Origin of the sequence: Pseudomonas alkylphenolica, from assembly GCF_016009175.1 — a bacterium.
In the GTDB taxonomy this organism is placed as follows: domain Bacteria; phylum Pseudomonadota; class Gammaproteobacteria; order Pseudomonadales; family Pseudomonadaceae; genus Aquipseudomonas; species Aquipseudomonas alkylphenolica_B.
The window spans coordinates 22,275-46,470 of record NZ_JADUCM010000039.1 but is presented as its reverse complement, the minus strand read 5'-3'; the positions used below and the strand labels follow the sequence as shown (position 1 = coordinate 46,470).

Below are 24,196 nucleotides of genomic sequence, written 5' to 3'. Positions count from 1 at the left end.
TGTCTCTCTTAGGTCGTTGCTCAACTATCTTCTGTTTGGGTAGTAGGGTCGTCTTTAATTGCAAACTACCGGCACACCCGGGCTCCGCAGGAGCGGGCGTTGCCGGTGACGAGGCCGGGCCTGCCTGAACAGAGATCACATGATGTATACCCTGGATGACCTGCTCCACCTCATGGCCCGCCTGCGCGACCCGCAGTACGGTTGTCCGTGGGACCTCAAGCAGACCTACGCGACGATCATTCCCTACACCCTTGAAGAAGCCTACGAAGTGGCCGACGCCATCGAGCGCAGCGACTTCGAGCACTTGCAGGGCGAGTTGGGCGACCTGCTGTTCCAGGTGGTCTATTACAGCCAGCTGGCCCGTGAAGAAGGGCGCTTCGAGTTTGCCGGGGTGATCGACAGCATTACCCGCAAGCTGATCCGTCGCCATCCGCATGTGTTCCCTACCGGTGAGCTGTATGCGCCGCTGGACACGCCCAAGCTCGACGAGGCCCAGGTCAAGCAGCGCTGGGAAGAAATCAAAGCCCAGGAGCGGGCCGAGAAGGGCGTTCCCGAACAGTTGTCGTTGCTCGATGACGTACCGGCCGCCTTGCCCGCGCTGTCCCGGGCCGCCAAACTGCAAAAGCGCACGGCCAAGGTCGGGTTCGACTGGCCGGATGCCTTGCCGGTACTCGACAAGGTGCGTGAAGAGCTCGACGAAGTGCTGCAGGCCATGGCCGATAATGACAATGCCGCGCTGGCTGAAGAGGTCGGCGACCTGCTGTTTGCCACGGTCAACCTGGCCCGCCATCTGAAAGTCGATCCGGAAAATGCGCTGCGCGGCGCCAACCAGAAATTTGAGCGACGTTTCCGTTTTATCGAGCAGGCATTGCGCGATATGGGGCGTCCGATTGAAGATTGCACCCTTGAAGACATGGACGCACTCTGGGGCGAAGCCAAACGTCAGGAAAAGAACCTGCCCAGCTGCGGCTGAGCAGAAGCACATAAGTGAGTGAACGATGAGCCTTTCCCTTCGCGACCAATTGCTCAAGGCCGGTCTGGTCAACCAGAAACAGGTCAAGCAGGTCAGTAAAGAACAGAAGAAGCAAAAGCGCCTGGAACACAAAGGTCAGGTGGAAGTTGACGATTCGCAGCAGCGCCTGGCGCGTGAAGCCATGGCCGAAAAGGCCAAGCGCGATCAGGAACTCAATCGTCAGCAGCAGGAGAAGGCCGAGCAAAAGGCCCGTGCCGCCCAGGTCAAGCAGTTGATCGAGGTGTCGCGCCTGCCCAAGCTGACCACCGAGGACTACTACAACTTCGTCGACGACAAGAAGGTCAAGCGCCTGTCGGTCAACGCCCTGATGCGCAGCAAGCTCAGCAGCGGCTCCCTGGCCATCGTCGCCCATGGCGGTGGATACGAAGTGATCCCGCGTGAAGCGGCGCTGAAGATCCAGGAGCGTGATCCCAAGCGTATCGTGCTGCTCAATACCCAAGTGGAAGAGCCGGATGCCGATGATCCGTACGCCGCGTATGTGATCCCTGACGATCTGATGTGGTAATCACGACAAACCCCGCCACGGCGGGGTTTGTTTTTTCTGCAGTGGGCTATTGCTGTTGCTGTCTGGTTTCGAGGAATTCCAGTTCGATACGGTAGCTGTGGGCTTCATGTTCGTTGTGGAACATGCCCACCAGTTCGTCCTGCTGGTGCACATCCCAGATGCGCAAACCAGCGGCAAGGCTTTCGTAAGACATTTTGTTTTCGTCGCGCTCAGTTACTTTGACAGTCATCTGCAAACTCCACTTTCAGTTAACTGCGGCACCGTGTCGCAGGTCTCTTTTATAGGGTTTGATAGCTGGCTAAGTAAATGTTCGGGCCATGAAACATCTTTCATGCTGGCTTGAAATCGGCGCCTGCAAAAAAAGAAACCCCGCACAGGGCGGGGTTTCGGGTGTAGCCAGCTGTCGGGCAATTACTTGCCGGACACTGCCTTGCCATCAACCGTACCGTCCTGGAGTACGATCACATACTCCTTGCCGTCGGTTTCGACCTGGCGCAGTTGCACCAGCAGGTAGTCCCAGTCTTTGGCGAACCACAGTTCGGTGATGCGCTTGCTCTGGCTCGGGTCGCGTACGCGCTCGACCTTGATGGCATCGACCTGGCCGGTCTTGGTGGTGACTTTTTCGGTACCCAGGACGCGGAAGTCATAGGTATCGATTTCGTCGCCATCGACCACCTGGTAGCTCACGCTCTTTTTACCGGCGGCGACATCGTGTTGCAGTGCCAGCTGGTAGGTGGACTTGTCCAGCACGCCACGGTTGAGCGGCAGCTTGATCGCGTCACCGCGGTCGGTGCCGGTGATCTGCTTGCTGCTCCAGTCGAAATCCAGGTCAACTTTCTTGGCCTTGCCCAGCCCGCCACGTTCGAAGTGGTAGGTTTGCGGCAGCAGCGTGTCCTTGTCCAGCTTCAGGGTGCTTTGCTCGGTCAGGCTGGCAATCATCATCGATGCCTTGAAGTTCAGGCTCCAGGTACCGTTGGCGTTCTTTTCCAGGCTGCGCTCGGCGGTGCCACTCATGGGCAGCTGCTTCCAGTCGGCGGTGTAGCTGGCCGAGAAAGGCTTGAGATCCGCTGCCTGTAGCGGCAGTGCGAGCACGGCAAGTGCAAAGAGCAGGGCGCGACGCATAATTTCTCCTAGGGTCGAATCAAGTGGCCGCTGGCCGCCAGAGGCTGGCCATCCAGTACAGCACCGTGCTCGCCAAGGCGCAAACGGCCTTCGGCGAACCAGCGCACCGCCAGCGGGTAGATCTGGTGTTCCTGGCTATGAACCCGTTGCGCCAGACGTTCTGGCGTGTCATCCAACTCTACCGGTATTACTGCCTGTACGACCAGCGGCCCGCCGTCGAGTTCCTCGGTGACGAAGTGCACGCTGCAACCGTGCTCGGTGTCACCTGCCTCGAGTGCGCGCTGATGAGTGTGCAGTCCCTTGTATTTGGGCAGCAGCGACGGATGGATGTTCAACAGGCGGCCTTGATAGTGACGCACGAACCCCGCGCTGAGGATGCGCATGAAACCGGCCAGCACCACCAGGTGCGGCTGGAAACCGTCGATCAGTTCGACCAGCGCGGCGTCGAAGGCCTCGCGGCCCTCGAAGGCTTTGTGGTCGAGTACCGCCGTGTCGATACCGGCATCGCGGGCGCGCTGCAGGCCATAGGCGTCGGCGCGGTTGGAGATGACCGCGCGGATCCGCACCGGGCTGTCGCCGGTGCGGAAACTGTCGATCAAGGCTTGCAGGTTGCTGCCGGTGCCAGACAGCAGCACCACGACATCACACGACGTACTCGGCATCAGTGCGCCTTGACGTTCTTCAGCTCGACCTGGGCAGCGCCTTCGGCGGCAACACCGATCTGGCCGATGACCCATGGCTGCTCGCCCGAAGCGCGCAGGTTGTTCAGGGCGGTTTCGACCTGGTCCTGGGCCACGCAGATGACCATGCCGACGCCGCAGTTCAGAACGCGGTGCATTTCATGCTCGTCGACATTGCCTTGCTGTTGCAGCCAGTCGAACACGGCAGGGCGGTTCCAGCTGGCGACGTCAACCACCGCCTGGGCGCCTTTTGGCAGGACGCGCGGGATGTTGTCGAGCAGGCCGCCACCGGTAATGTGGGCCATGGCCTTGACCGCGCCGGTGTCCTTGATCAGCTTGAGCAGCGGCTTGACGTAGATGCGGGTCGGGGCCATCAGCAGTTCGGTCAGCGGGGTGCCGTCGAGCTGGGTGTTTTCGATGTCGGCACCGGACACTTCGATGATTTTGCGGATCAGCGAGTAGCCGTTGGAGTGCGGGCCGGAAGACGGCAGGGCGATCAGCGCGTCGCCAGTGGCAACCTTGGAGCCGTCGATGATTTCGGCCTTTTCCACCACGCCAACGCAGAAGCCGGCCAGGTCGTAGTCTTCGCCTTCGTACATGCCAGGCATTTCAGCGGTTTCACCGCCGACCAGGGAGCAGCCGGCCAGTTCGCAGCCAGCGCCGATGCCGGTGACCACGGTAGCTGCGACGTCAACGTTGAGCTTGCCGGTGGCGTAGTAATCGAGGAAGAACAGCGGCTCGGCGCCACAGACCACCAGGTCATTGACGCACATGGCGACCAGGTCCTGGCCGATGCTGTCGTGCTTGTTCAGGTTCAGCGCCAGACGCAGCTTGGTGCCGACGCCGTCGGTACCGGAGACCAGAACCGGCTGTTTGTAGCCGGCCGGGATTTCGCAGAGGGCGCCAAAACCGCCCAGGCCGCCCATGACTTCCGGGCGCGCCGTGCGCTTGGCGACGCCTTTGATGCGTTCGACCAATGCTTCACCGGCGTCGATGTCTACACCGGCGTCCTTGTAGCTCAGGGAGGGTTGCTTGCTCATGATCCAGGCCTTTAGGGGGAGGGATTCGGGGGAATCGACCGTGACCTGCCAGGCAATGCGGGGGGAATTCCAGCTGCCTGACCGTCGCCGGTCTGCGAAGGCGCGCGATTTTATCAGGGTTGCCCCTAAGCGGCCATCCTCAGGCCGACGGGCAGGGCCCAGATCCGTTAAAAAATATGCTTTAACGGCGTCTTGCTGGTTGCCTGGGCGCAGGCTGTATAAGGTATAGCAAAGGCGATTGGACAAAATTGACGGTACCGACCGAATGTTTTGCAGGGTGCTGCGGTCTTACCGGCACCTGCTCATGAGCATCGCTTCTTTATTACCAGGACAGGAATCCTCCATGCGATTGCGTAAATACCTGGCCGCTGGCTGTCTTGCCATGCTGGCGCTGTCGGCACAGGCCGAAACCGTCTCGGGCCTCTATCAGGTGCGCGAAGCGGTCGACGGTCAAGGTGCCGAAGCCCGTGCCCAAGCCACCGGCAAAGCCCTTGATACCCTGGTGCTGCGCCTGACCGGCGACCCCAAGGCGGCGCAGAGCCCGGCCCTGGCGGCGCTGCGCAAAGACCCGCAACAGATCATCAGCCAGTTCGGTTTCGAGGCCGGCCCGCCAGAAACCGTGCTGGTGGACTTTGACCCTGGCAGCACCGAACGCACCTTGCGCCAGGCCGGTCTGGCGCTGTGGGGCAACAATCGCCCGTCGATCCTGGGGTGGTGGTTGAATGACAGCGCCGAAGGCTCAAACCTGGTGGGCGATGGCCAAAGCAGTGCCGAACCACTGCGCCGCGCCGCGCAACACCGCGGCTTGCCGCTGCGCTTGCCGCTTGCCGACCTGGATGAGCAACTGGTGGCCACCGCGAAAAACCTCGAAGGCACCGACCCGGCGCCGCTGCGTGGTGCTTCCGAACGCTATGGTGCCGATGCCTTGCTGGCGGTGCACGCCAGCGAAGCGGACGGCAAATGGCAGGGCACCTGGCATTTGTGGATGGGCGAGCTGCGCGAACAGGGCAAGGCCGAAGGTGCTGATCAGGCCGCATTGGCCGATGCGGTAATGCTCGCGGTCAGCAGTCGCCTGGCGCCCAGGTTTGTTGCACGTCCCGGCGCCAGCAGCGAGATGCAGTTACAGGTCCAGGGCATGAATCTGGCACGTTATGCTGAACTGGGCCGGGTGCTTGAACCTTATGGTGCACGCCTGAAACAGGCGGACGGCGCTACCCTGACTTATCAGGTGACCGGCAACAGCGATCAGCTGCGTGCCCAGCTGAGCCTGGCCAAACTGCAGGAGCTGCCTGCTGAGCCTGCAGCACCAGTGCCCGCCGTTGACCCCGCTGCGCCAGGCGCCACCCAGGCCGCTGCCCCGAAACCTTTCAACGGGCTGCGTTTTCGTTGGTAATCCCTGAGTTGGCCTGGAGTTGTTCATGACCGATATGCGTCGTTGGGTGTGGGGCGCGGTGGCACTGCTGTGTGCCGCGCTGTTGTACGCGCTGCACCCGATCCTTTCACCGTTTCTGGTGGGCATCCTGCTGGCTTATCTGGCTGACCCGCTGGTCGATCGGCTGGAGCGTGCCGGGTTGTCCCGCACCTGGGGAGTAGTGGTGGTGTTTGCCCTGTTTACCCTGGTGCTGACGCTGTTGCTGCTGGTGCTGGTGCCCATGCTTGCCAAGCAACTGATGCGCCTCTATGAGCTGGCGCCGCAGATGCTCGATTGGCTGCAGCACGATGCTTTGCCCTGGGTGCAGGCGCGCCTGGGCCTGGCCGAAGGCTTCTGGAAGTTCGACAAGATCAAGGCGGGCATCAGCGCCCACATGGGCCAGACCACCGACATCGTTGGTGTAATCCTGTCCCAGGCCACCGCGTCTGGCCTTGCCTTGCTCGGCTGGCTGGCCAACCTGGTGCTGATCCCGGTGGTGAGCTTTTATCTGCTGCGTGACTGGGACCTGATGATGGCCAAGATCCGTGGCCTGCTGCCGCGTCAGCGCGAGGAGCGGGTGGTGGCGCTGGCCGGCGAGTGTCATGAAGTGCTCGGTGCCTTTGTCCGCGGTCAGTTGCTGGTGATGCTGGCGCTGGGCGTGATCTATGCCTCGGGCCTGATGCTGGTGGGCCTTGAGCTTGGCTTGCTGATCGGCCTGTTGGCGGGGCTGGCGGCGATTGTGCCGTACATGGGGTTCATCATCGGTATTGGCGCGGCAATGATTGCCGGGCTGTTCCAGTTCGGCGGCGATCCGTATCCGCTGCTGGGGATCGCGGCGGTGTTCATGGTCGGCCAGGCCCTGGAGGGCATGGTGCTTACCCCGTTGCTGGTGGGTGATCGCATCGGCCTGCACCCGGTGGCGGTGATTTTCGCGATTCTTGCCGGTGGTGAGCTGTTCGGGTTTACCGGTGTGTTGCTGGCGTTGCCGGTGGCGGCAGTGATCATGGTGTTGCTGCGCCATGTCCACGATCTCTATAAAGAGTCGGACATGTATGCCGGGGAGATCGACCCCGATCTCTAGGTTAATGGCCAAAGGCTTGCATCGTTTCTGTTACCTCGATGCAAGCCTTTGATTTTACTTGTGGTCCGCGCCGATTGTGCGACCGGCGCCACGGGTATAAACTTTGCAGACTTTTCACTAAAGGCCCCTTGCGGTTCTTCGGAATTGCCCAGCCAGCATGAAACCGATCCAGTTGCCCTTGGGTGTGCGTCTGCGTGACGACGCCACCTTCATCAACTACTACCCGGGTGCCAACGCCGCCGCTTTGGGCTACGTCGAGCGACTCTGCGAAGCCGACGCCGGCTGGACCGAAAGCCTGATTTACCTGTGGGGCAAGCAGGGCGTCGGCCGTACGCACCTGCTGCAGGCCGCGTGCCTGCGCTTCGAGCAATTGGGCGAGCCCGCCGTCTACCTGCCGCTGGCACAGTTGCTCGATCGCGGCGTCGAGTTGCTGGACAACCTGGAACAATATGAGCTGGTCTGCCTGGATGACCTGCATGTGATTGCCGGCAAGCCCGAGTGGGAAGAGGCAATGTTCCACCTGTTCAACCGCCTGCGCGACAGCGGCCGTCGCTTGCTGCTGGCCGCCTCCAGTTCGCCCCGCGAGCTGCCGATCAAACTGGCCGACCTCAAGTCGCGCCTGACCCTGGCACTGATCTTCCAGATGCGCGCACTGTCCGACGAAGACAAACTGCGCGCCCTGCAATTGCGCGCCTCGCGCCGTGGACTGCACCTGACCGACGAGGTCGGGCACTTCATCCTCACCCGTGGCACGCGCAGCATGAGCGCGCTGTTCGATTTGCTCGAACGCCTCGATCAGGCGTCGTTGCAGGCTCAACGCAAGCTCACCATCCCGTTTTTGAAAGAAACTTTGGGCTGGTAACGCAGGCACTAGAGCCTCGGCACATAAAAGTCACATTTTTTTCGATTGAATTTGCAAATCGAATCGATAGAAGGCATAGTTTCCCACTCAATAAATTCCAGACACGGTCGTGCCCATGCTAAAGCGCTTCGCACCCCTCGTGCCCCTCGCACTGGTTACCCTGCTTTTTGGTTGCGCGGCTCATAGCCCTTCGCAGCAGCAGGACCCACATTCGGTTGCCTCCCAGGCATCGGCAACGTCCTCCACCCATCTGGTGTTTGAGGAAGAAATGGCCACCGAAGAAGAGCTGCAGGCTTTCGCCAGCAGCAAGCCTTACCAACTTCCAGCCCTGGCTGACAACATTCTCGAACGTGGCATGTCGCTGATCGGTACCCGTTACCGGTTTGGTGGTACCTCCGAGAAGTCCGGCTTTGACTGCAGCGGTTTCATCGGTTACCTGTTCCGCGAAGAGGCCGGCCTTAACCTGCCGCGCTCGACCCGCGAAATGATCAACGTGGATGCCCCGCTGGTTGCGCGAAACAACCTCAAGCCGGGTGACCTGCTGTTCTTCAGCACCAACGGTCGCGGTCGTGTCAGCCACGCCGGGATCTACCTGGGTGACGATCAGTTCATTCACTCCAGCAGCCGCCGCAGCGGTGGTGTGCGCATCGACAAGCTCGGTGATCGCTACTGGAGCAAGACTTTTATCGAAGCCAAACGCGCATTGGCCATGGCACCGACCGCGACGACCATCTCGCGTAACTGATCATGCCCGTTGCGATACCACGGCGACGTAGCTGAAAAGCTCGTCGCCGTGCGTGTTTACAGAAAGCGTCTAATCTAAATTCTCAACTATTTCCGGCCTCGGTGCCGGACGGCCTCAGACAGGATGTTCTGACCATGGCGATGAAGGCGCGCTTCGCTCTATTTTCCCTGCTGGCACTGCTCGGTGCCTGCTCAAGTCATGCCCCGACACCGCCCAAGGTGGTTGAACCGGTGGTCATGGCGCCCGAGGTGTATTTCAATCCCGTTGCTGAAGATGTGCTGTTCCGCGCCTTGGGCCTGGTGGGTACGCCTTATCGCTGGGGTGGCAACACACCGGACTCGGGTTTTGATTGCAGCGGCCTGATTGGCTATGTCTACCGCGACTCGGCGGGTATTTCGCTGCCGCGTACCACCCGTGAAATGATTACCCTGCGTACGCCGGACATCGACCGCAACGCCCTGCAATCGGGTGATCTGGTGTTCTTCGCGACCAATGGCGGTTCTCAGGTCAGCCATGCGGGCATCTACGTAGGCGAGGGTCGCTTCGTGCATGCCCCGTCCGCAGGCGGTACCGTGCGTCTGGACTACCTGTCCAACAGCTACTGGAACAAAACCTACCTGAACGCCAAGCGCGTGCTGGCGCCAACCCACCTGGCGCGCAACCCCTGACCTTGCGAGGTGGGCGATGACGGCAAAAACGCTCTACCTCGACGATGCGCTCTACCACTACCTGCAAACGGTTTCTCTTCGCGAGACACCGTTGCTGGCCCGTTTGCGCGCTGAAACCCAGGCGTTGCCCGAGGCGCGCTGGCAGGTGGCACCGGAGCAGGGGCAGTTACTGGCATTGCTGGTGCGCCTGACCGGTGCACACCGGGTCATCGAAGTCGGCACGTTCACCGGTTACAGCGCACTGTGCATGGCGCAAGCCATGGAGAGCGGGCAGTTGCTGTGTTGCGACCTGGAAGGCAGCTACAACGCCGTTGCCTGGCGTTACTGGCGAGAGGCCGGGGTGGCAGAGCGCATCGAGCTGCGCCTGGCGCCTGCCTTGCAGACCCTGGCGACGTTGCCGTCAGAGCGCTACGACCTGGTCTTCATTGATGCCGACAAGGCCAACTACCCGCAGTACCTGGAAGAATCACTGCGCTTGTTGCGCACGGGGGGGCTGCTGCTGTTCGACAACACCCTGTGGAGCGGGCGGGTGTTGCAGGCGCCGCCCGACAGTGACGACACGCGCGCGATCCAGGCGCTGAACCTTGGGCTCAAGGACGATCCGCGGGTGGACCTGTCGATGCTGCCCATAGGCGATGGCCTGACCCTTTGTCGCAAGCGGTAGGGCTATTTCAACTTGGTTACCCGCCAGATCGTGTTGCCGACATCATCAGCTACCAGCAATCCACCGCGCTGATCGTTGATCACGCCCACCGGCCGGCCCCTGGCTTTGCCCTCGTCATCAAGAAAGCCCGTCAGCAGGTCGATGGGTTTGCCAACCGGCTTGCCGGCCGTGCTGAACGGTACAAAGATCACCTTGTAGCCGCTGTGCGGTTTGCGGTTCCACGAGCCGTGCTGGCCAATGAATGCACCTTGTTCAAAGGGTGGCGGCAGCACGCCGGGCTCGGCGAAGGTCAGGCCCAGAGATGCGGTATGCGGCCCGACCGCGAAGTCGGGGGCAATCGCCTTGGCGACCAGCTGCGGGTCCTGCGGTTTGACGCGTTGGTCGACATGCTGGCCAAAGTAGCTATAGGGCCAGCCATAAAAGCCACCGTCCCTGACCGAGGTGATGTAGTCGGGCACCAGATCGCTACCGATCTCGTCACGTTCGTTCACTGCTGTCCACAGTTGCCCGGTGTGAGGTTCCCAGGCCATGCCGTTGGGGTTGCGCAGACCTGAAGCAAAGAGGCGCTGCTGGCCGCTGGCAGCATCAACTTCCCAGATCGCCGCGCGGCCTTTTTCCTGGTCCATGCCGTTTTCGCCAACGTTGCTGTTGGAGCCCACGGTGACGTAGAGCTTCTTGCCGTCACGGCTGGCAATCACGTTTTTGGTCCAGTGATGGTTCAGTGGGCCGCCGGGCAGTTCGGCTACCACGGTGCCGGGCCCCTGGATCGAGGTGGCACCGGGCTCGTAGCGAAAGCGCAGCAGGCGATCGGTGTCGGCAACATAGAAGTCGTTGCCGACCAAGGCCATGCCGAACGGCGAGTTCAGGTGTTCGATAAAGGTGGTGCGGGTTTCGGCCACGCCATCATGGTCGCTGTCGCGCAGCAAGCTGATGCGATTGGCGCTGGGCACAGCTGCTCCGGCGCGGCTCATGGCCTTGCCCATGACCCAGCCACGGATGCCTTTGCCGTCTTCCGGTTTTGGCGGTGCGTTGGTTTCAGCGACCAGTACATCGCCATTGGGCAGTACATAGAGCCAGCGCGGGTGATCCAGGCCTTGGGCAAACGCCGCTACCTGAGTGCCGGATGCGGCCACCGGCTTGGTGCCCTGCGGCCAGCCGATGGCCTGGGCGATATTGACGGTGGGAATCAGCGTCGGGTTGGGCTCGGGCAATCGCGGTGTGGGGCCATAGCCATCGCTGACCTCCAGCCGGGCATTCTCACCGCAACCGCTCAGTCCGGCGACGAGCACCATCAATAAGGCAAACCGGTTCCTGCCCATTTCATACCCCTTGCAACCCTGGCCTCTGTTTAGCGTAGAGCGGCACAGCGCGCGAGAGGTTCCATCGGTCAGGCCTGCTTGAGCAACAGGGCGACGCCGGGGTGGTATTGACCGGCTTCGTTGTGCAGCTTGCGGTAGGCATAGGGAAAGTACCAGGCAATGGCACAGGCGGTGTGCTTCTGCAGGTCGTCGACCAGGTCCTGGAGCTCTTCGGGGCTGGCGTGCTGGCCGGCTTTCCAGGGGCTGGCGAACAGCGCGGCGACCTTGAGCTGGCTGGCGGCAGCGACCTGACGGGCGGCGAGGGCGGTTTCCTGCAGGGCATTGCTCAGGTCCAGGCGGGCGATGCGTGGCCAACGCTGGCTGGCCTGCAGGTAAGCAGCCTCTTCACGGTTGGCGATGTACAGGTCGCAGCGGCCTTCGCGGTCGCCTTCCTCGCGTTGCTTGCTGCTCTGATGGTGTTGCAAGGTCACCAGTTCCGCTTGCCAGGCCGCGGCGGAAAACAGGCTCAGGTTGGCCTGGGCGCCGTGCCAGTAAGGCGCCTCGCCATCGCCCAGGGTCTGGTTGAAGCGGTCAATGCATTCGACCCAGCGTTCCAGGGCCGGGCGCAGAAACTCCAGGCGCGCGTTATTGATGATCAGACCTTGCATGCCGCTCTCTCCTTTATCGTTGTAATCGAGAATAGCCGGATTGTGGCTATTTGATATCACTGATACCAAGGTGGCACAAGATGACAAACACGCCATTGATCCAGGCCAGCACTGCGCCTTTCATTGACGCTCCGGGTGCAACCCTCTAACCTTCGCGACTTGTTTCAGGTGCTCTGTGGGCGATGGTCTGGCAGGGTGAAACAGGGAAGCCGGTAAACGTGCATTGGTGCGTAAATCCGGCGCTGCCCCCGCAACGGTAGGTGAGTCAAGGTCGCGCATGGCCACTGGGATACAACACCCGGGAAGGCGCGCGATCCGGGTGTTGATGGCCCCGCTCACAAGCCCGGAGACCGGCCTGATTCAGCCAACGGCATCACGGAGGGTGATGCGCGGTTACTTCGGCCTGTGCCGCAGCCCTGCGCGTTTCTCCGTCTGCCTTATCCATTTACCTGTTGCCCTCTCTTTGCCGCGAATCCTGTGCAGCCCGGCGCTGCTACGCTCGTTGCGGATTGGCCGACAGTGCTGTGCGGAGACTGCGATGACTGAATCCACCGAGCGTGACGAACGTCACCTGGCACGTATGCTGCGCAAAAAGGCAGTGATCGACGAACGTATTGCCAACGCGCCCAACGAGTGCGGCTTGCTGCTGGTGCTCAGCGGCAACGGCAAAGGCAAGAGCAGCTCGGCGTTCGGCATGCTCGCCCGGGCCATGGGCCACGGTATGCAGTGTGGCGTGGTGCAGTTCATCAAGGGGCGCAACAGCACCGGCGAAGAGCTGTTTTTCCGGCGCTTTCCCGAGCAGGTGCGCTATCACGTGATGGGCGAAGGCTTTACCTGGGAAACCCAGGACCGCCAACGCGATATCGCCGCGGCCGAGGCGGCCTGGGCCGTGTCCCGCGAGTTGCTGCAAGACCCGGCGATCACCTTCGTGGTGCTCGATGAACTGAACATTGCCCTCAAGCATGGTTACCTCGACCTTGAGCAGGTGCTCAGCGACCTGCAGGCTCGCCCGCCGATGCAGCACGTGATTGTCACCGGCCGTGGCGCCAAGGATGAAATGATCGAGCTGGCCGACACCGTCACGGAAATGGGCATGATCAAGCACGCCTTCCAGACCGGCATCCGTGCCCAGAAGGGCGTTGAACTATGACCGCTACGCGGCACTGCCCGGCAGTCCTGATTGCCGCTCCGGCCTCAGGGCAGGGCAAGACCACGGTAACGGCGGCGCTGGCGCGCTTGCACCGTAACCTCGGCCGCAAGGTCAGGGTGTTCAAGTGTGGCCCGGACTTTCTTGACCCGATGATCCTCGAGCGCGCCAGCGGTGCGCCGGTGTACCAGCTGGACTTGTGGATGGTCGGCGAACAGGAAAGCCGGAGACTGCTCTGGGAAGCGGCGGGAGATGCCGACCTGATCCTGATTGAAGGGGTGATGGGCCTGTTCGACGGTACGCCGTCGAGTGCCGATCTGGCCCGTCATTTCAATGTTCCGGTGCTGGCGGTGATCGACGGCACGGCCATGGCCCAGACCTTCGGTGCCCTGGCGCTGGGGCTGGCCCGTTATCAACCCGATTTGCCCTTTGCCGGAGTGCTGGCCAACCGCGTCGGGACTCTGCGTCACGCCCAACTGCTCGAAGGTAGCCTGACCGAAGGGCTGCGCTGGTATGGCGGCCTGTCGCGGGAAACCGGCATCGAATTGCCAAGCCGGCACCTGGGCCTGGTGCAGGCCAGCGAACTCAACGACCTGGATGTTCGCCTGGATGCGGCTGCCGCTGCGCTGGGCGCCAGTTGCGAGTCTTCCTTGCCACCGACGGTGGCCTTCGCGGCACCGACCGTGCAGGCGATCGAGCCAAGTCTCGACGGGGTGAAAATTGCCGTGGCCCGGGATGAGGCGTTCGCCTTCACCTATGGTGCCAACCTTGACCTGTTGCGCAGCATGGGCGCCGAGCTTGCGTTTTTTTCGCCGCTGCACGACCGCGAACTGCCGCAGGCCGACAGCCTGTATCTGCCCGGAGGTTATCCGGAGCTGCACCATCAGGCGCTGGCGGCCAATACGCCGATGCTCGGTGCGATCCGTGGCCATCACCAGGCCGGCAAACCGTTGCTCGCCGAGTGCGGCGGCATGCTCTACCTGCTTGATGCCCTGACCGATGTCGCGGGTGAGCGTGCCGAACTGTTGGGCCTGCTTGAAGGCGAGGCAGTGATGCAGAAGCGCCTGGCGGCGTTGGCCCTGCAAGCGGTGGAGCTGCCGGAAGGTACCTTGCGTGGGCACACCTACCATCACTCCCTGACCCAGACAAACCTGGAGCCGATTGCCCGGGGGCACAGCCCCAACGGCGGTCGGGGGGCCGAAGCGGTCTACCGCTGTGGCCGGTTGACGGCGTCTTACGTACATTTCTATTTTGCTTCCAACCCCCACGCGGCGGCGGCGCTGTTGGCACCATGAGCGAGCTGGCTTTCACTGACGCCGAGCGCGCGGCGGTTTACCGGGCGATTGGCGAGCGCCGTGACATGCGCCATTTCGTAAAGGGCGAGGTGGCGCCAGAACTGCTCGGGCGCCTGCTCGGTGCAGCACATCAGGCGCCGAGTGTCGGCCTGATGCAGCCCTGGCGCTTTATCCGCATTACCGACGTCAACCTGCGCGGCCGTATCCAGGCACTGGTGGAGGCCGAGCGGCTGCGTACTGCGCACGCCCTGGGCGAGCGTTCCGACGACTTCATGAAGCTCAAGGTCGAAGGCATCAACGACTGCGCCGAAGTGCTGGTGGCGGCCTTGATGGACGATCGCGAGAAGCACATTTTCGGGCGCCGCACCTTGCCGGAAATGGACCTGGCGTCGCTGTCCTGCGCCATTCAGAACCTCTGGCTCGCAGCCCGCGCCGAAGGCCTGGGCATGGGCTGGGTCTCGCTGTTCGAACCTCAGGCGCTGGCGGACCTTTTGGGCATGCCGGCCGGTGCCAAGCCGCTGGCGATCCTTTGCCTGGGCCCGGTCGAGGCGTTTTACCCGGCGCCGATGCTGGCCCTGGAAGGCTGGGCCAGCGAGCGTCCGTTGAGCGACATGCTGTTTGAAAACCAGTGGGGAGAATCCTGATGAGTGTGGCGTTGCTGACTGTGGCCGGCGTAGCGCTCGATGCGCTGTGGGGTGAGCCCCAGCGTCGGCATCCGCTGGTCGCTTTTGGCCGCCTGGCCGGGCGCCTGGAGCAGCGTTTCAATGCGGGTGGTCGCGGCTGGCGCAGCCACGGCGTGACCGCCTGGTTCCTCGCGGTGATCCCGCTGACCTTGCTGGCGACGTTGCTGTCGTGGCTGCCTTATATCGGTTGGTTGGTCGAGGTATTGGCCCTGTACTGTGCGTTGGGCCTGCGCAGCCTGGGTGAGCACGTGACGCCAGTGGCGGATGCGCTGCGCCAGGGCGATCTGGACGAAGCCCGTCGGCGTGTGGGTTTTCTGGTCAGCCGTGAAACACGCGAGCTGGACAAAACAGCCGTGGCCCGGGCAGCGACTGAATCGGTGCTGGAAAACGGCAGCGATGCGGTGTTTGCCGCGCTGTTCTGGTTTGTCGTGGCCGGGGCACCAGGAGTGGTGCTCTATCGACTGAGCAATACCCTGGATGCCATGTGGGGATACCGCAACGAGCGTTTCGAACGTTTCGGCTGGGCCGCCGCGCGGATCGACGACGTACTCAACTACCTGCCCGCGCGGCTGGTGGCGCTGACTTACGCACTGCTTGGCAAAACCCGTCTGGCGCTGACCTGCTGGCGTCGTCAGGCGCCGCTGTGGGACAGCCCCAATGCCGGTCCGGTCATGGCCGCCGGCGCTGGCGCTCTGGGTGTTGAGCTGGGCGGTGCAGCGGTCTATCACGGCGAGCTGCACGAGCGGTCGCAACTGGGTGAAGGCCCGGCAGCAGATGCCCAGTCCATCGAGCGCGGCTGGCGACTGGTCTGCCAAGGTGTGTGGCTATGGTTGCTGCTGTTGTGCCTGGGGGCTGAATTCTATGCTTGAGCACGGTGGACGGCTGCAGCGCGCGGTGCAGCAATACGCTATTCCCAGGGCGCAGTGGCTGGACCTGTCCAGCGGTATAGCGCCTTGGCCGTTTGCCATTCCGCCGATCCCGGAGCAGGCCTGGGCGCGCCTGCCCGAGACCGACGACGGTCTTGAACAGGCCGCCGTCCAGTACTACCAGGCTCGGCAGGTGCTGCCGGTGGCCGGTTCGCAGGCGGCGATCCAGGCTTTGCCGCAGTTGCGCGCGCGCGGCACGGTGGGGGTGCTTTCACCCTGTTATGCCGAACACGCCGAAGGCTGGCGCCGTGCCGGACACCAGGTGCTGGAACTGGACCTTGACCAGGTTGAAGGGCATCTCGACAGCCTTGATGCGCTGGTGGTGGTCAACCCCAACAACCCTACGGGCTGCCTGCTCAAGGCAGAGCAGTTGCTGGGCTGGCATGCCCGGTTGGCGCGGCGAGGTGCCTGGTTGCTGGTGGACGAAGCCTTCATGGACAACACCCCGCAATACAGCATTGGCGCCCAGGCAGGCCAGCCGGGGCTGATCGTACTGCGCTCGTTCGGCAAGTTCTTTGGACTGGCCGGTGTGCGTTTGGGGTTTGTCCTGGCCGAAGCTGATCTGTTGCAACGCCTCGCCGAGCTGCTGGGGCCCTGGACCGTCAGTGGGCCGACCCGCATCCTCGGCCAGAGCTGCCTGCTCGACCGCGCCGCGCAGCAGCTTCAGATCACACGTTGTGCCGAAGCCAGCCAACGCCTCGCCAGCCTCATGACCGACGCCGGCTTTACCCCGACAGGTAGCTGCGATCTGTTCCAGTACCTGGTGACGGATCAGGCCATGCGTCTGCATGAGTTCATGGCCCGGCGCGGCATTTTGCTGCGCCTGTTCAATCAGCCTGCCAGCCTGCGCTTTGGCTTGCCGGCCAGCGAGCAGGACTTTCAGCGCCTGGCCCAGGCCTTCATCGAATACCGCAAGGAACCCCTATGAGTACCCTGATGGTGCAGGGCACCACTTCCGATGCCGGCAAAAGCACTCTGGTGACTGCCCTGTGCCGCTGGCTGCTGCGTCAGGGCGTGGCCGTGGTGCCCTTCAAGCCGCAGAACATGGCACTCAACAGTGCAGTGACCGCCGATGGCGGCGAGATCGGCCGGGCCCAGGCCGTGCAGGCGCAGGCGGCGCGCCTGGCACCGCACACCGACATGAACCCGGTGCTGCTCAAACCCAACAGCGACACCGGTGCTCAGGTGATCGTCCACGGCCGTGCTGTGACCAGCATGAATGCGGTGGCGTACCACGATTACAAAGTCATCGCCATGCAGGCGGTACTCGACTCCCACCAGCGCCTGAGCGCGCAGTACCCGGTGGTGATGGTCGAAGGCGCAGGCTCGCCGGCCGAGATCAACCTGCGTGCCGGCGACATCGCCAACATGGGCTTTGCCGAGGCCGTGGACTGCCCGGTGATCCTGATTGCCGACATCAATCGCGGTGGCGTTTTCGCCCATCTGGTCGGGACTCTTGAACTGCTTTCAGCCAGTGAACAGGCGCGGGTCAAAGGCTTTGTCATCAACCGTTTCCGCGGCGATATTGCCTTGCTGCAGCCGGGTCTGGACTGGCTGGAAGCACGGACCGGCAAGCCGGTGCTGGGGGTGCTGCCGTACGTGATGGACCTGCACCTGGAAGCCGAGGACGGTATCGATCAGCGCCAGGGCGACAAGGCGGCGCGGGCACTCAAGGTGATCGTGCCGGTGTTGCCGCGCATCAGTAACCACACCGATTTCGACCCGCTGCGCCTGCATCCGCAGGTCGACCTGCAGTTCATCGGCCCGGGCGAAGCTATCCCGCCAGCGGACCTGATCATTCTGCCCGGCTCCAAGAGCGTGCGCGGCGATCTGGCGCAACTGCGCGCCCGTGGCTGGGACCAGGCCATCAGCCGCCACTTGCGCTACGGCGGCAAAGTGCTGGGCATTTGCGGCGGGCTGCAGATGCTCGGTCAGCGCGTGGACGATCCACTGGGGCTCGAAGGTGCGGCAGGCAGCAGCGAAGGGTTGGGCTTGCTCGAATTCACCACTGTACTGGAAGCCGACAAGCAGTTGCGCAATGTGGCCGGTACCCTGCAATTGGAGCAGGCGCCGATCAGTGGCTATGAAATTCATGCCGGGGTGACCGAGGGGCCGGCGCTGGCGCGTCCGGCAGTGCAGTTGGCAGACGGGCGTCTTGAGGGGGCGGTGAGCGCTGACGGCCAGATCCAGGCCACTTACCTGCATGGCCTGTTCGAATCACCGCAGGCATGTTCTGCATTGTTGCGCTGGGCCGGTTTGCACGAGGTCGAGCATGTCGATTACCACGCGCTGCGCGAACGCGACATCGAGCGTCTCGCCGACCTGGTCGAACAGCACCTGGACACTACGCGTTTGCGTCAACTGTGCGAGCTGAAATGAGATGATCAACCTGATACTCGGTGGTGCCCGCTCCGGCAAGAGCCGGTTGGCTGAACAGCTGGCCGAACGCAGCGGCCTGGCGGTCACCTACATCGCCACCAGCGAACCGCTGGATGGCGAGATGAATGCGCGGGTGCAATTGCACCGCGAGCGCCGCCCAGCTCAGTGGGGCTTGATAGAAGAACCGCTGGCGCTGGCCCAGACCCTGCGCGTCCATGCCAGCGCCGATCGCTGCCTGCTGGTCGACTGCCTGACCCTGTGGCTGACCAACCTGCTGATGCTCGATGACCCCGAACGGCTCAGCGCTGAACGTACGGCGCTGCTCGAGTGCCTGGCAGCGCTGCCAGGTGAAATCATTCTGGTCAGTAACGAGACCGGCCTGGGCGTGGTGCCCATGGGCGAACTGACCCGGCGCTATGTCGATGAAGCCGGCTGGCTGCACCAGGCCATCGCCGAACGTTGTCAGCGCGTGGTGCTCACCGTTGCCGGCTTGCCCCTAACCCTCAAAGGAAACGCACCATGAGTCAGACCTGGTGGCTAGAAGCCTGCCGTCCCGTTGATCAGGTCGCCTGTGACCAGGCCTTGGCGCGCCAGCAACAATTGACCAAACCGGCCGGTTCGCTGGGGCGCCTGGAGCAAATCGCGGTGCGGCTTGCCGGCCTGCAGGGGCAGCTCAAGCCGCGCCTGGACCAGGTGCACATTGCGATCTTCGCGGGCGATCATGGCGTGGTCGCCGAAGGTATTTCCGCCTACCCCCAAGCAGTGACCGGGCAGATGCTGCAGAACTTCGTCAACGGCGGGGCGGCGATCAGTGTGCTGGCGCGGCAGTTGAATGCGCAGCTTGAAGTGGTCGATCTGGGCACCATTGACCCGCACTTGGATCTGCCTGGGGTGCGTCACTTGCAGGTCGGGCCTGGCACGGCGAACTTTGCCCAGGCTCCGGCGATGACCTGGGAGCAAGGCCTGCAGGCGCTGCAGGGCGGTCGCGACAGCGCATTGCGCGCAGCGGCCAGCGGCGCCCAGCTGTTTATTGGCGGCGAGATGGGCATTGGCAACACCACGGCAGCCAGCGCCCTGGCTTGCGCCTTGCTCGGTTGCCCGGCATCCGAGCTCAGTGGGCCGGGAACAGGCCTGAATGCCGATGGCGTACGCCACAAGGCCGCCGTCATCGAGCGTGCCTTGACGTTGCACGCTGACCTGCCCGCCGACCCTGTGCAACGATTGTTCTGCTTTGGCGGTTTTGAAATGGCTGCCTTGGTGGGCGCCTACCTGGGCTGTGCCCAGGCGGGCATTACGGTGTTGGTTGATGGTTTTATCTGCACCGTCGCAGCGCTGGTGGCAGTACGCATCAATCCGGGCTGCCGTGACTGGCTGCTGTTCGGTCACTGCGGTGCCGAACCCGGGCACCGCAGATTACTGGCCGAGCTGGATGCGGAGCCGGTGCTGGCGCTCGGCTTGCGTCTGGGCGAGGGCAGTGGAGCAGCACTGGCGGTGCCGGTGTTGCGCCTGGCTTGCGACCTGCATGGGCAGATGGCGACCTTCGCCGAGGCCGCCGTAGCGGACCGCCCGGCATGATCATCGAGCTGCTGCGTCACGGTGAAACCGAACGGGGTGGTGGCCTGCGTGGCAGCCTGGACGATGCGCTGACGGCAACGGGCTGGGCGCAGATGCAGGCTGCAGTAGACACGGCTGGCCCCTGGGATGGGTTGGTCAGTTCACCCTTGCAGCGCTGCGCAGCCTTTGCCCGGCAGCTTGGCGAACAAACGGGCCAGGCGGTGCAGTTGGCCCCCGGCCTCAAAGAGCTGCATTTTGGCGAATGGGAAGGGCGCAGTGCCGCCGAGCTGATGCTCACCCACGAGCAGCAACTGGGACAGTTCTGGTCGGATCCCTATGCCTTCACCCCGCCGGGTGGCGAAGCCGTGATCGATTTCTCCAAGCGGGTGCTGCACGCCATTACCGACCTGCACCGGGAACACGCGGGCAAGCACCTGTTGGTGGTCACCCATGGCGGCGTGATGCGTTTGCTCTTGGCGCGTGCCAGGGGGTTGCCGCGTGAGCAGTTGCTGCAGGTCGAGGTAGGGCATGGCGCCTTGTGTCGGCTTGAGGTGCTGGCCGACGGCAGCCTGCGGGAAGTGTGCTGAGATGTTGCCGTTCTGGATTGCCTTGCAGTTTCTCAGCAGCTTGCCGGTGCGCTTGCCGGGGATGCCATCGCCTGAACAGTTGGGCCGCTCGTTGCTGTTCTATCCACTGGTTGGCGCGCTGTTCGGCGTGCTGCTGTGGGGACTGAATGCGCTGCTCAGCGGCAGCCCGCTGTTGTTGCATGCCGCGCTGCTGATCAGCGCCTGGGTGGTGCTCAGCGGTGGCCTGCACCTGGACGGCCTGGCCGACAGCGCCGATGCCTGGCTGGGCGGCTTCGGCGACCGCGAGCGCACCCTCGAAATCATGAAAGACCCGCGCAGCGGGCCGATTGCCGTGGTCACGCTGGTGCTGGTGTTGCTGCTCAAGTTCTGCGCCTTGCTGGTGCTGGTGGAGCGCGGGCAGGGGCTATTGCTGATTCTGGCACCGCTACTGGGCCGTGCGGCGCTGCTGGGGTTGTTCCTCTCTACCCCTTATGTGCGGGCAGGCGGGCTGGGCCAGGCCCTGGCCGACCATTTGCCGCGGCGCAGCGCCGGTTGGGTGCTGCTTGCCAGTTGCCTCCTGAGTGTGTGCCTGGCAGGTCTGCAAGGCGTGTATGTATTGATCGTCGCAGCCGTAGCCTTTTTCTGTTTACGTCGCGTGATGATTCGGCGCTTGGGCGGTACCACGGGTGACACGGCGGGCGCGCTCCTGGAACTGCTGGAACTGGCGGTTTTAATCAGCCTGGCGCTGTAATTCCCGGCAATCATCGGGCCCATTTCCCGGCCAAGGTGAGGCGTATGCTTCGCCTTCTTTGTCGGGGGATCTCATGTGAGGCGATTATTGCAAGCCGGGTTGCTGGCCCTGGTCTGTTTTCATGGTTGTGCCAAAGCCGCCGATCTGATCACATTCTGGGATGCGCCCCGTCACGGTGGCAACAGTTTCAACCGCCTGCCACCTGATCAGGCGTACTTCCAGGCGCTCAAAGACTACGGTGCTACCTGGGTGCGGCTGTCTTACGACAAGTGGCAGCCTGCCGGTCGCGATTTCCTCCTGGGCGATGCCGATGGCTACGCCGGGCTGGCTGTCGAAGACCTGACACAGTTACGCAGGGTGCTCGATGCTGCCCATGCCGCCGGGCTCAAGGTGGTCATAGCTTCGCTGTCGTTGCCGGGCATGCGCTGGGCACAGAACAATCACGATCGTTTTGACGACCGTCTCTGGCAGGACAAGGCCTGGTGGGCACAGTCGGCGGCGTTCTGGCGCGATCTGGCCCGCGCGCTCAAGGATCACCCGGCCATCGCCGCCTACAACCTGATCAACGAGCCGGCCCCAGAGAAGATGGCCGGGCTTGCCGAGCATGCGCCAGCCGCCGACATGCGTGCCTGGTACAAACAGCAGCAGGGTGGCCCGCGTGACCTGCCGGCGTTTTACACCGAGGTCATCGCGGCCATCCGCGAAGTGGACCCGTTGACGCCGGTGATGGTCGATGCCGGCTGGTATGCCGCCGCCGACGCGTTTGCCTACTGGCCGGCCGCGCTGGTGGATGAGCGTGTGCTGTACAGCTTTCACATGTACGAGCCCTACGAGGTGATCAGCGCCCCTAACATGAGCCGCGCGCAACCCTATGCCTATCCCGGCCCGGTGAAATTTGCCGGGCAGCAGCAAGCGTGGGACAGCGACAGGGTAGAGGCGTATCTGCACAGCCCGTTGCAGTGGGCCCGCGCTCAGCAGGTGCCGGCCAGCCGGCTGGTGGCCGGCGAGTTTGGCTGCATGCGTCGCCTGCCAGGGTGTCGGCAGTACCTTGAAGACGTATTGACCACGCTTGAGCGGGAAAATCTGCACTGGGCCTTCTACAGCTTTCGGGAAGACAGCTGGGACGGCATGGATTATGAACTGGGCAGCGCCAAAGTCCCCTGGGCCTATTGGCAAGCGATAGAGCAGGGCAAACCGGACCCGCTGAAACGCCAGGCCACCGCCGAATTTGAGCCGATACGAAAGCATCTTCAACCGTAGCCGATGCAGGAAATGCTTGCGTCAGGAAATATGCGGGTATATACACGTATCCATGTTGACCAGTGAATGCATTTGCACCCACCTGCGTCGCGCTGCCCGTGGGGTCAGCCGGCACTACGACGAAGCCCTCGAAGGCTTCGGGATCAATGTCGCGCAGTTTTCCTTACTGCGTCACTTGCGCCGGCTTGACCAGCCGAGCATTTCGACCCTGGCCGAGGCCATGGGCCTGGATCGCAGCACGCTGGGGCGCAACCTGCGGGTGTTGGAAGCTGAAGGATTGGTGGCGCTGGCCGAAGGCCGCGACCTGCGCAATCGCCTGGTGCTGCTGACCGAACAGGGTCAAACGCGCTTGCGCGAAGCCGAACCGGCCTGGGAGCAAGCTCAGACCAGCCTGGTGACAACCCTGGGTGAAGGGCAGCGTGATGAACTGGTTCGTCTGCTTGAGCTATTGGCCTGATATTTTTTCGACTTAAGCGGGTATATACCCGTAAAACCTTGCGGTGCTGTGGAGAAAACAACAATGACATCGGTATGGCGAACCAGCGGTTGGATACTATTGGGGGCGGCATTGATCCTCGCTCTCTCCTTGGGGGTGCGGCATGGCTTTGGTCTGTTCCTGGCGCCGATGAGTGCCGATTTCGGCTGGGGGCGTGAAGTCTTTGCCTTCGCCATTGCCTTGCAAAATCTTATCTGGGGTCTGGCGCAACCTTTCGCCGGGGCTCTGGCCGACCGCCTGGGCGCGGCCAAGGTGGTGATCGTCGGCGGCATTCTCTACGCCGCCGGCCTGATGTTGATGGGAATGTCCGATTCGGCTCTGACCCTGTCGCTCAGTGCAGGCCTGCTGATAGGCATCGGTCTTTCCGGCACCTCGTTCTCGGTGATTCTCGGTGTGGTCGGCCGCGCCGTACCGGCCGAGAAACGCAGCATGGCCATGGGTATCGCCAGTGCCGCGGGCTCATTCGGCCAGTTCGCCATGTTGCCGGGTACGCTGGGGCTGATCGGCTGGCTGGGCTGGTCGGCCGCCCTGTTGGTATTGGGCCTGCTGGTGGCGTTTATCGTACCGCTGGTGGGCTTGTTGAAGGATCGGCCGCTGCCAAGCCATGGTGCAGAGCAAAGCCTCGGGCAGGCATTGCGCGAGGCTTGCACGCACTCGGGCTTCTGGTTGCTGGCCCTGGGCTTTTTCGTCTGTGGTTTCCAGGTGGTGTTCATTGGTGTGCACCTGCCAGCCTACCTGGTCGACCAGCACCTCCCGGCCACCATTGGTACTACCGTGCTGGCGCTGGTGGGGCTGTTCAACATCGTCGGTACCTATACCGCCGGCTGGCTCGGCGGGCGGATGTCCAAACCGCGTTTGCTCACCGCGCTCTATCTGCTGCGCGCCGTGGTGATCGTGCTGTTTCTCTGGGCGCCGGTCACCCAGGTCAGCGCTTACCTGTTCGGTATCGCCATGGGCTTGCTGTGGCTGTCGACAGTACCGCTGACCAACGGCACGGTGGCCACCCTGTTCGGGGTGCGCAACCTGTCGATGCTTGGTGGCATCGTGTTCCTGTTCCACCAGTTGGGCGCATTCCTCGGCGGCTGGCTGGGCGGCGTGGTGTACGACCAGACCGGCAACTACGACCTGGTCTGGCAGATCTCGATTCTGCTCAGCCTGCTGGCCGCCGCACTCAACTGGCCTGTGCGTGAACGCCCTGTGGCGCGGCTGCAGGCGCAAGCAGCATGAACCGCCTGGCGCTGCGTACCGGACTGGCCCTCGCGGCACTTCTGCTGCTGGGGCTGGTGTGGTGGGGGTGGCATGAGGGTGGTCTGGCGTTGATGCAGTTGGGCATGGGCGTGTGCTAGGAGTAATCTGGTCGCT

Annotated in this window: 28 protein-coding genes and 1 riboswitch; of the genes, 22 read left to right on the top strand and 6 right to left on the bottom strand. The window is 63.0% G+C overall.

What is annotated here, in order from left to right; all coding sequences use genetic code 11:
• Window positions 1–142: 142 nt before the first annotated feature.
• Entirely contained in the window at window positions 143–973 is an 831-nt protein-coding gene (gene mazG / locus I5S59_RS23615; RefSeq protein WP_197878715.1) for a nucleoside triphosphate pyrophosphohydrolase, read from the top strand.
• A 25-nt stretch (window positions 974–998) separates the two neighbouring features.
• Complete coding sequence (locus tag I5S59_RS23610; protein WP_128324208.1) at window positions 999–1,538, top strand: DUF2058 domain-containing protein; 540 nt, start codon at window positions 999–1,001, stop codon at window positions 1,536–1,538.
• Window positions 1,539–1,584: 46 nt separating this feature from the next.
• On the opposite strand, the gene I5S59_RS23605 is transcribed toward I5S59_RS23610, so the two are convergent.
• The 4 genes from I5S59_RS23605 to purM all read right to left on the bottom strand — a co-directional run bounded on the left by I5S59_RS23605 (window position 1,585) and on the right by purM (window position 4,380).
• Complete coding sequence (locus I5S59_RS23605; protein ID WP_128324209.1) at window positions 1,585–1,767, bottom strand: hypothetical protein; 183 nt, start codon at window positions 1,765–1,767, stop codon at window positions 1,585–1,587.
• A 182-nt stretch (window positions 1,768–1,949) separates the two neighbouring features.
• Window positions 1,950–2,660, bottom strand: a complete 711-nt coding sequence (locus tag I5S59_RS23600) for a DUF3108 domain-containing protein (RefSeq protein ID WP_197878712.1) — start codon at window positions 2,658–2,660, stop codon at window positions 1,950–1,952.
• An 8-nt stretch (window positions 2,661–2,668) separates the two neighbouring features.
• Complete coding sequence (purN, locus tag I5S59_RS23595) at window positions 2,669–3,322, bottom strand: phosphoribosylglycinamide formyltransferase (RefSeq protein WP_128324211.1); 654 nt, start codon at window positions 3,320–3,322, stop codon at window positions 2,669–2,671.
• A complete protein-coding gene (purM, locus tag I5S59_RS23590) occupies window positions 3,322–4,380 on the bottom strand; it encodes a phosphoribosylformylglycinamidine cyclo-ligase (RefSeq protein ID WP_128324212.1) in 1,059 nt (352 codons plus the stop codon). Before purM ends, purN begins: the two co-directional genes overlap by 1 nt.
• Before the next feature lie 343 nt (window positions 4,381–4,723).
• Here purM and I5S59_RS23585 point away from each other — a divergent pair, with 343 nt between their 5' ends.
• From I5S59_RS23585 to I5S59_RS23560, 6 genes are all read left to right on the top strand, one after another.
• On the top strand, window positions 4,724–5,773 hold the full coding sequence (locus I5S59_RS23585) for a DUF2066 domain-containing protein (protein WP_197878711.1): 1,050 nt from the start codon (window positions 4,724–4,726) through the stop codon (window positions 5,771–5,773).
• Window positions 5,774–5,798: 25 nt separating this feature from the next.
• The gene (locus I5S59_RS23580; RefSeq protein WP_197878710.1) at window positions 5,799–6,872 is read left to right on the top strand and encodes an AI-2E family transporter; all 1,074 of its coding nucleotides are present in this window, start codon (window positions 5,799–5,801) and stop codon (window positions 6,870–6,872) included.
• 157 nt (window positions 6,873–7,029) lie between these two features.
• Complete coding sequence (gene hda, locus I5S59_RS23575) at window positions 7,030–7,734, top strand: DnaA regulatory inactivator Hda (protein ID WP_010220358.1); 705 nt, start codon at window positions 7,030–7,032, stop codon at window positions 7,732–7,734.
• A gap of 115 nt (window positions 7,735–7,849) precedes the next feature.
• On the top strand, window positions 7,850–8,479 hold the full coding sequence (locus I5S59_RS23570; protein WP_197878709.1) for a C40 family peptidase: 630 nt from the start codon (window positions 7,850–7,852) through the stop codon (window positions 8,477–8,479).
• Between the two features lie 134 nt (window positions 8,480–8,613).
• A complete protein-coding gene (locus I5S59_RS23565; protein WP_197878708.1) occupies window positions 8,614–9,147 on the top strand; it encodes a C40 family peptidase in 534 nt (177 codons plus the stop codon).
• Between the two features lie 16 nt (window positions 9,148–9,163).
• A complete protein-coding gene (locus tag I5S59_RS23560; protein WP_197878707.1) occupies window positions 9,164–9,811 on the top strand; it encodes an O-methyltransferase in 648 nt (215 codons plus the stop codon).
• A gap of 2 nt (window positions 9,812–9,813) precedes the next feature.
• On the opposite strand, the gene I5S59_RS23555 is transcribed toward I5S59_RS23560, so the two are convergent.
• Window positions 9,814–11,130 (bottom strand): PQQ-dependent sugar dehydrogenase, encoded by a 1,317-nt coding sequence (locus I5S59_RS23555; protein WP_197878706.1) that lies wholly within the window; start codon window positions 11,128–11,130, stop codon window positions 9,814–9,816.
• A gap of 68 nt (window positions 11,131–11,198) precedes the next feature.
• A complete protein-coding gene (locus tag I5S59_RS23550) occupies window positions 11,199–11,777 on the bottom strand; it encodes a hypothetical protein (RefSeq protein WP_197878705.1) in 579 nt (192 codons plus the stop codon).
• 149 nt (window positions 11,778–11,926) lie between these two features.
• Window positions 11,927–12,151, top strand: a riboswitch (cobalamin riboswitch).
• Window positions 12,152–12,315: 164 nt separating this feature from the next.
• Here I5S59_RS23550 and cobO point away from each other — a divergent pair.
• The 14 genes from cobO to I5S59_RS26545 all read left to right on the top strand — a co-directional run bounded on the left by cobO (window position 12,316) and on the right by I5S59_RS26545 (window position 24,180).
• Window positions 12,316–12,927: a cob(I)yrinic acid a,c-diamide adenosyltransferase gene (gene cobO / locus I5S59_RS23545; protein WP_197878704.1), complete on the top strand. Its 612-nt coding sequence runs from the start codon at window positions 12,316–12,318 to the stop codon at window positions 12,925–12,927.
• Window positions 12,924–14,219, top strand: a complete 1,296-nt coding sequence (locus tag I5S59_RS23540) for a cobyrinate a,c-diamide synthase (RefSeq protein ID WP_197878703.1) — start codon at window positions 12,924–12,926, stop codon at window positions 14,217–14,219. Before cobO ends, I5S59_RS23540 begins: the two co-directional genes overlap by 4 nt.
• Window positions 14,216–14,863 carry a 5,6-dimethylbenzimidazole synthase gene (bluB, locus tag I5S59_RS23535; RefSeq protein ID WP_197878702.1) on the top strand — a complete coding sequence of 216 codons (648 nt, stop codon included), beginning with the start codon at window positions 14,216–14,218 and terminating at the stop codon, window positions 14,861–14,863. Before I5S59_RS23540 ends, bluB begins: the two co-directional genes overlap by 4 nt.
• Window positions 14,863–15,771 carry an adenosylcobinamide-phosphate synthase CbiB gene (gene cbiB / locus I5S59_RS23530; protein ID WP_197878701.1) on the top strand — a complete coding sequence of 303 codons (909 nt, stop codon included), beginning with the start codon at window positions 14,863–14,865 and terminating at the stop codon, window positions 15,769–15,771. Before bluB ends, cbiB begins: the two co-directional genes overlap by 1 nt.
• Window positions 15,764–16,756 carry a threonine-phosphate decarboxylase CobD gene (cobD, locus tag I5S59_RS23525; RefSeq protein WP_197878700.1) on the top strand — a complete coding sequence of 331 codons (993 nt, stop codon included), beginning with the start codon at window positions 15,764–15,766 and terminating at the stop codon, window positions 16,754–16,756. The genes cbiB and cobD overlap by 8 nt, the downstream gene beginning before the upstream one ends.
• Window positions 16,753–18,207, top strand: a complete 1,455-nt coding sequence (locus I5S59_RS23520) for a cobyric acid synthase (protein WP_197878699.1) — start codon at window positions 16,753–16,755, stop codon at window positions 18,205–18,207. Before cobD ends, I5S59_RS23520 begins: the two co-directional genes overlap by 4 nt.
• A gap of 1 nt (window position 18,208) precedes the next feature.
• Window positions 18,209–18,730, top strand: coding sequence for a bifunctional adenosylcobinamide kinase/adenosylcobinamide-phosphate guanylyltransferase (gene cobU / locus I5S59_RS23515; protein WP_197878698.1), 522 nt, complete (start codon window positions 18,209–18,211; stop codon window positions 18,728–18,730).
• Window positions 18,727–19,782, top strand: a complete 1,056-nt coding sequence (gene cobT, locus I5S59_RS23510) for a nicotinate-nucleotide--dimethylbenzimidazole phosphoribosyltransferase (RefSeq protein WP_197878697.1) — start codon at window positions 18,727–18,729, stop codon at window positions 19,780–19,782. The genes cobU and cobT overlap by 4 nt, the downstream gene beginning before the upstream one ends.
• Window positions 19,779–20,348: an alpha-ribazole phosphatase family protein gene (gene cobC / locus I5S59_RS23505; protein ID WP_197878696.1), complete on the top strand. Its 570-nt coding sequence runs from the start codon at window positions 19,779–19,781 to the stop codon at window positions 20,346–20,348. Before cobT ends, cobC begins: the two co-directional genes overlap by 4 nt.
• Before the next feature lies 1 nt (window position 20,349).
• Window positions 20,350–21,078 (top strand): adenosylcobinamide-GDP ribazoletransferase, encoded by a 729-nt coding sequence (locus tag I5S59_RS23500; RefSeq protein WP_197878695.1) that lies wholly within the window; start codon window positions 20,350–20,352, stop codon window positions 21,076–21,078.
• A gap of 147 nt (window positions 21,079–21,225) precedes the next feature.
• Window positions 21,226–22,338 (top strand): glycoside hydrolase family 5 protein, encoded by a 1,113-nt coding sequence (locus tag I5S59_RS23495; RefSeq protein WP_197878714.1) that lies wholly within the window; start codon window positions 21,226–21,228, stop codon window positions 22,336–22,338.
• Window positions 22,339–22,390: 52 nt separating this feature from the next.
• On the top strand, window positions 22,391–22,795 hold the full coding sequence (locus tag I5S59_RS23490; RefSeq protein ID WP_197878694.1) for a MarR family winged helix-turn-helix transcriptional regulator: 405 nt from the start codon (window positions 22,391–22,393) through the stop codon (window positions 22,793–22,795).
• Between the two features lie 63 nt (window positions 22,796–22,858).
• A complete protein-coding gene (locus tag I5S59_RS23485; protein WP_197878693.1) occupies window positions 22,859–24,061 on the top strand; it encodes an MFS transporter in 1,203 nt (400 codons plus the stop codon).
• Window positions 24,058–24,180: a hypothetical protein gene (locus I5S59_RS26545; RefSeq protein ID WP_269670224.1), complete on the top strand. Its 123-nt coding sequence runs from the start codon at window positions 24,058–24,060 to the stop codon at window positions 24,178–24,180. Before I5S59_RS23485 ends, I5S59_RS26545 begins: the two co-directional genes overlap by 4 nt.
• Window positions 24,181–24,196: the final 16 nt, after the last annotated feature.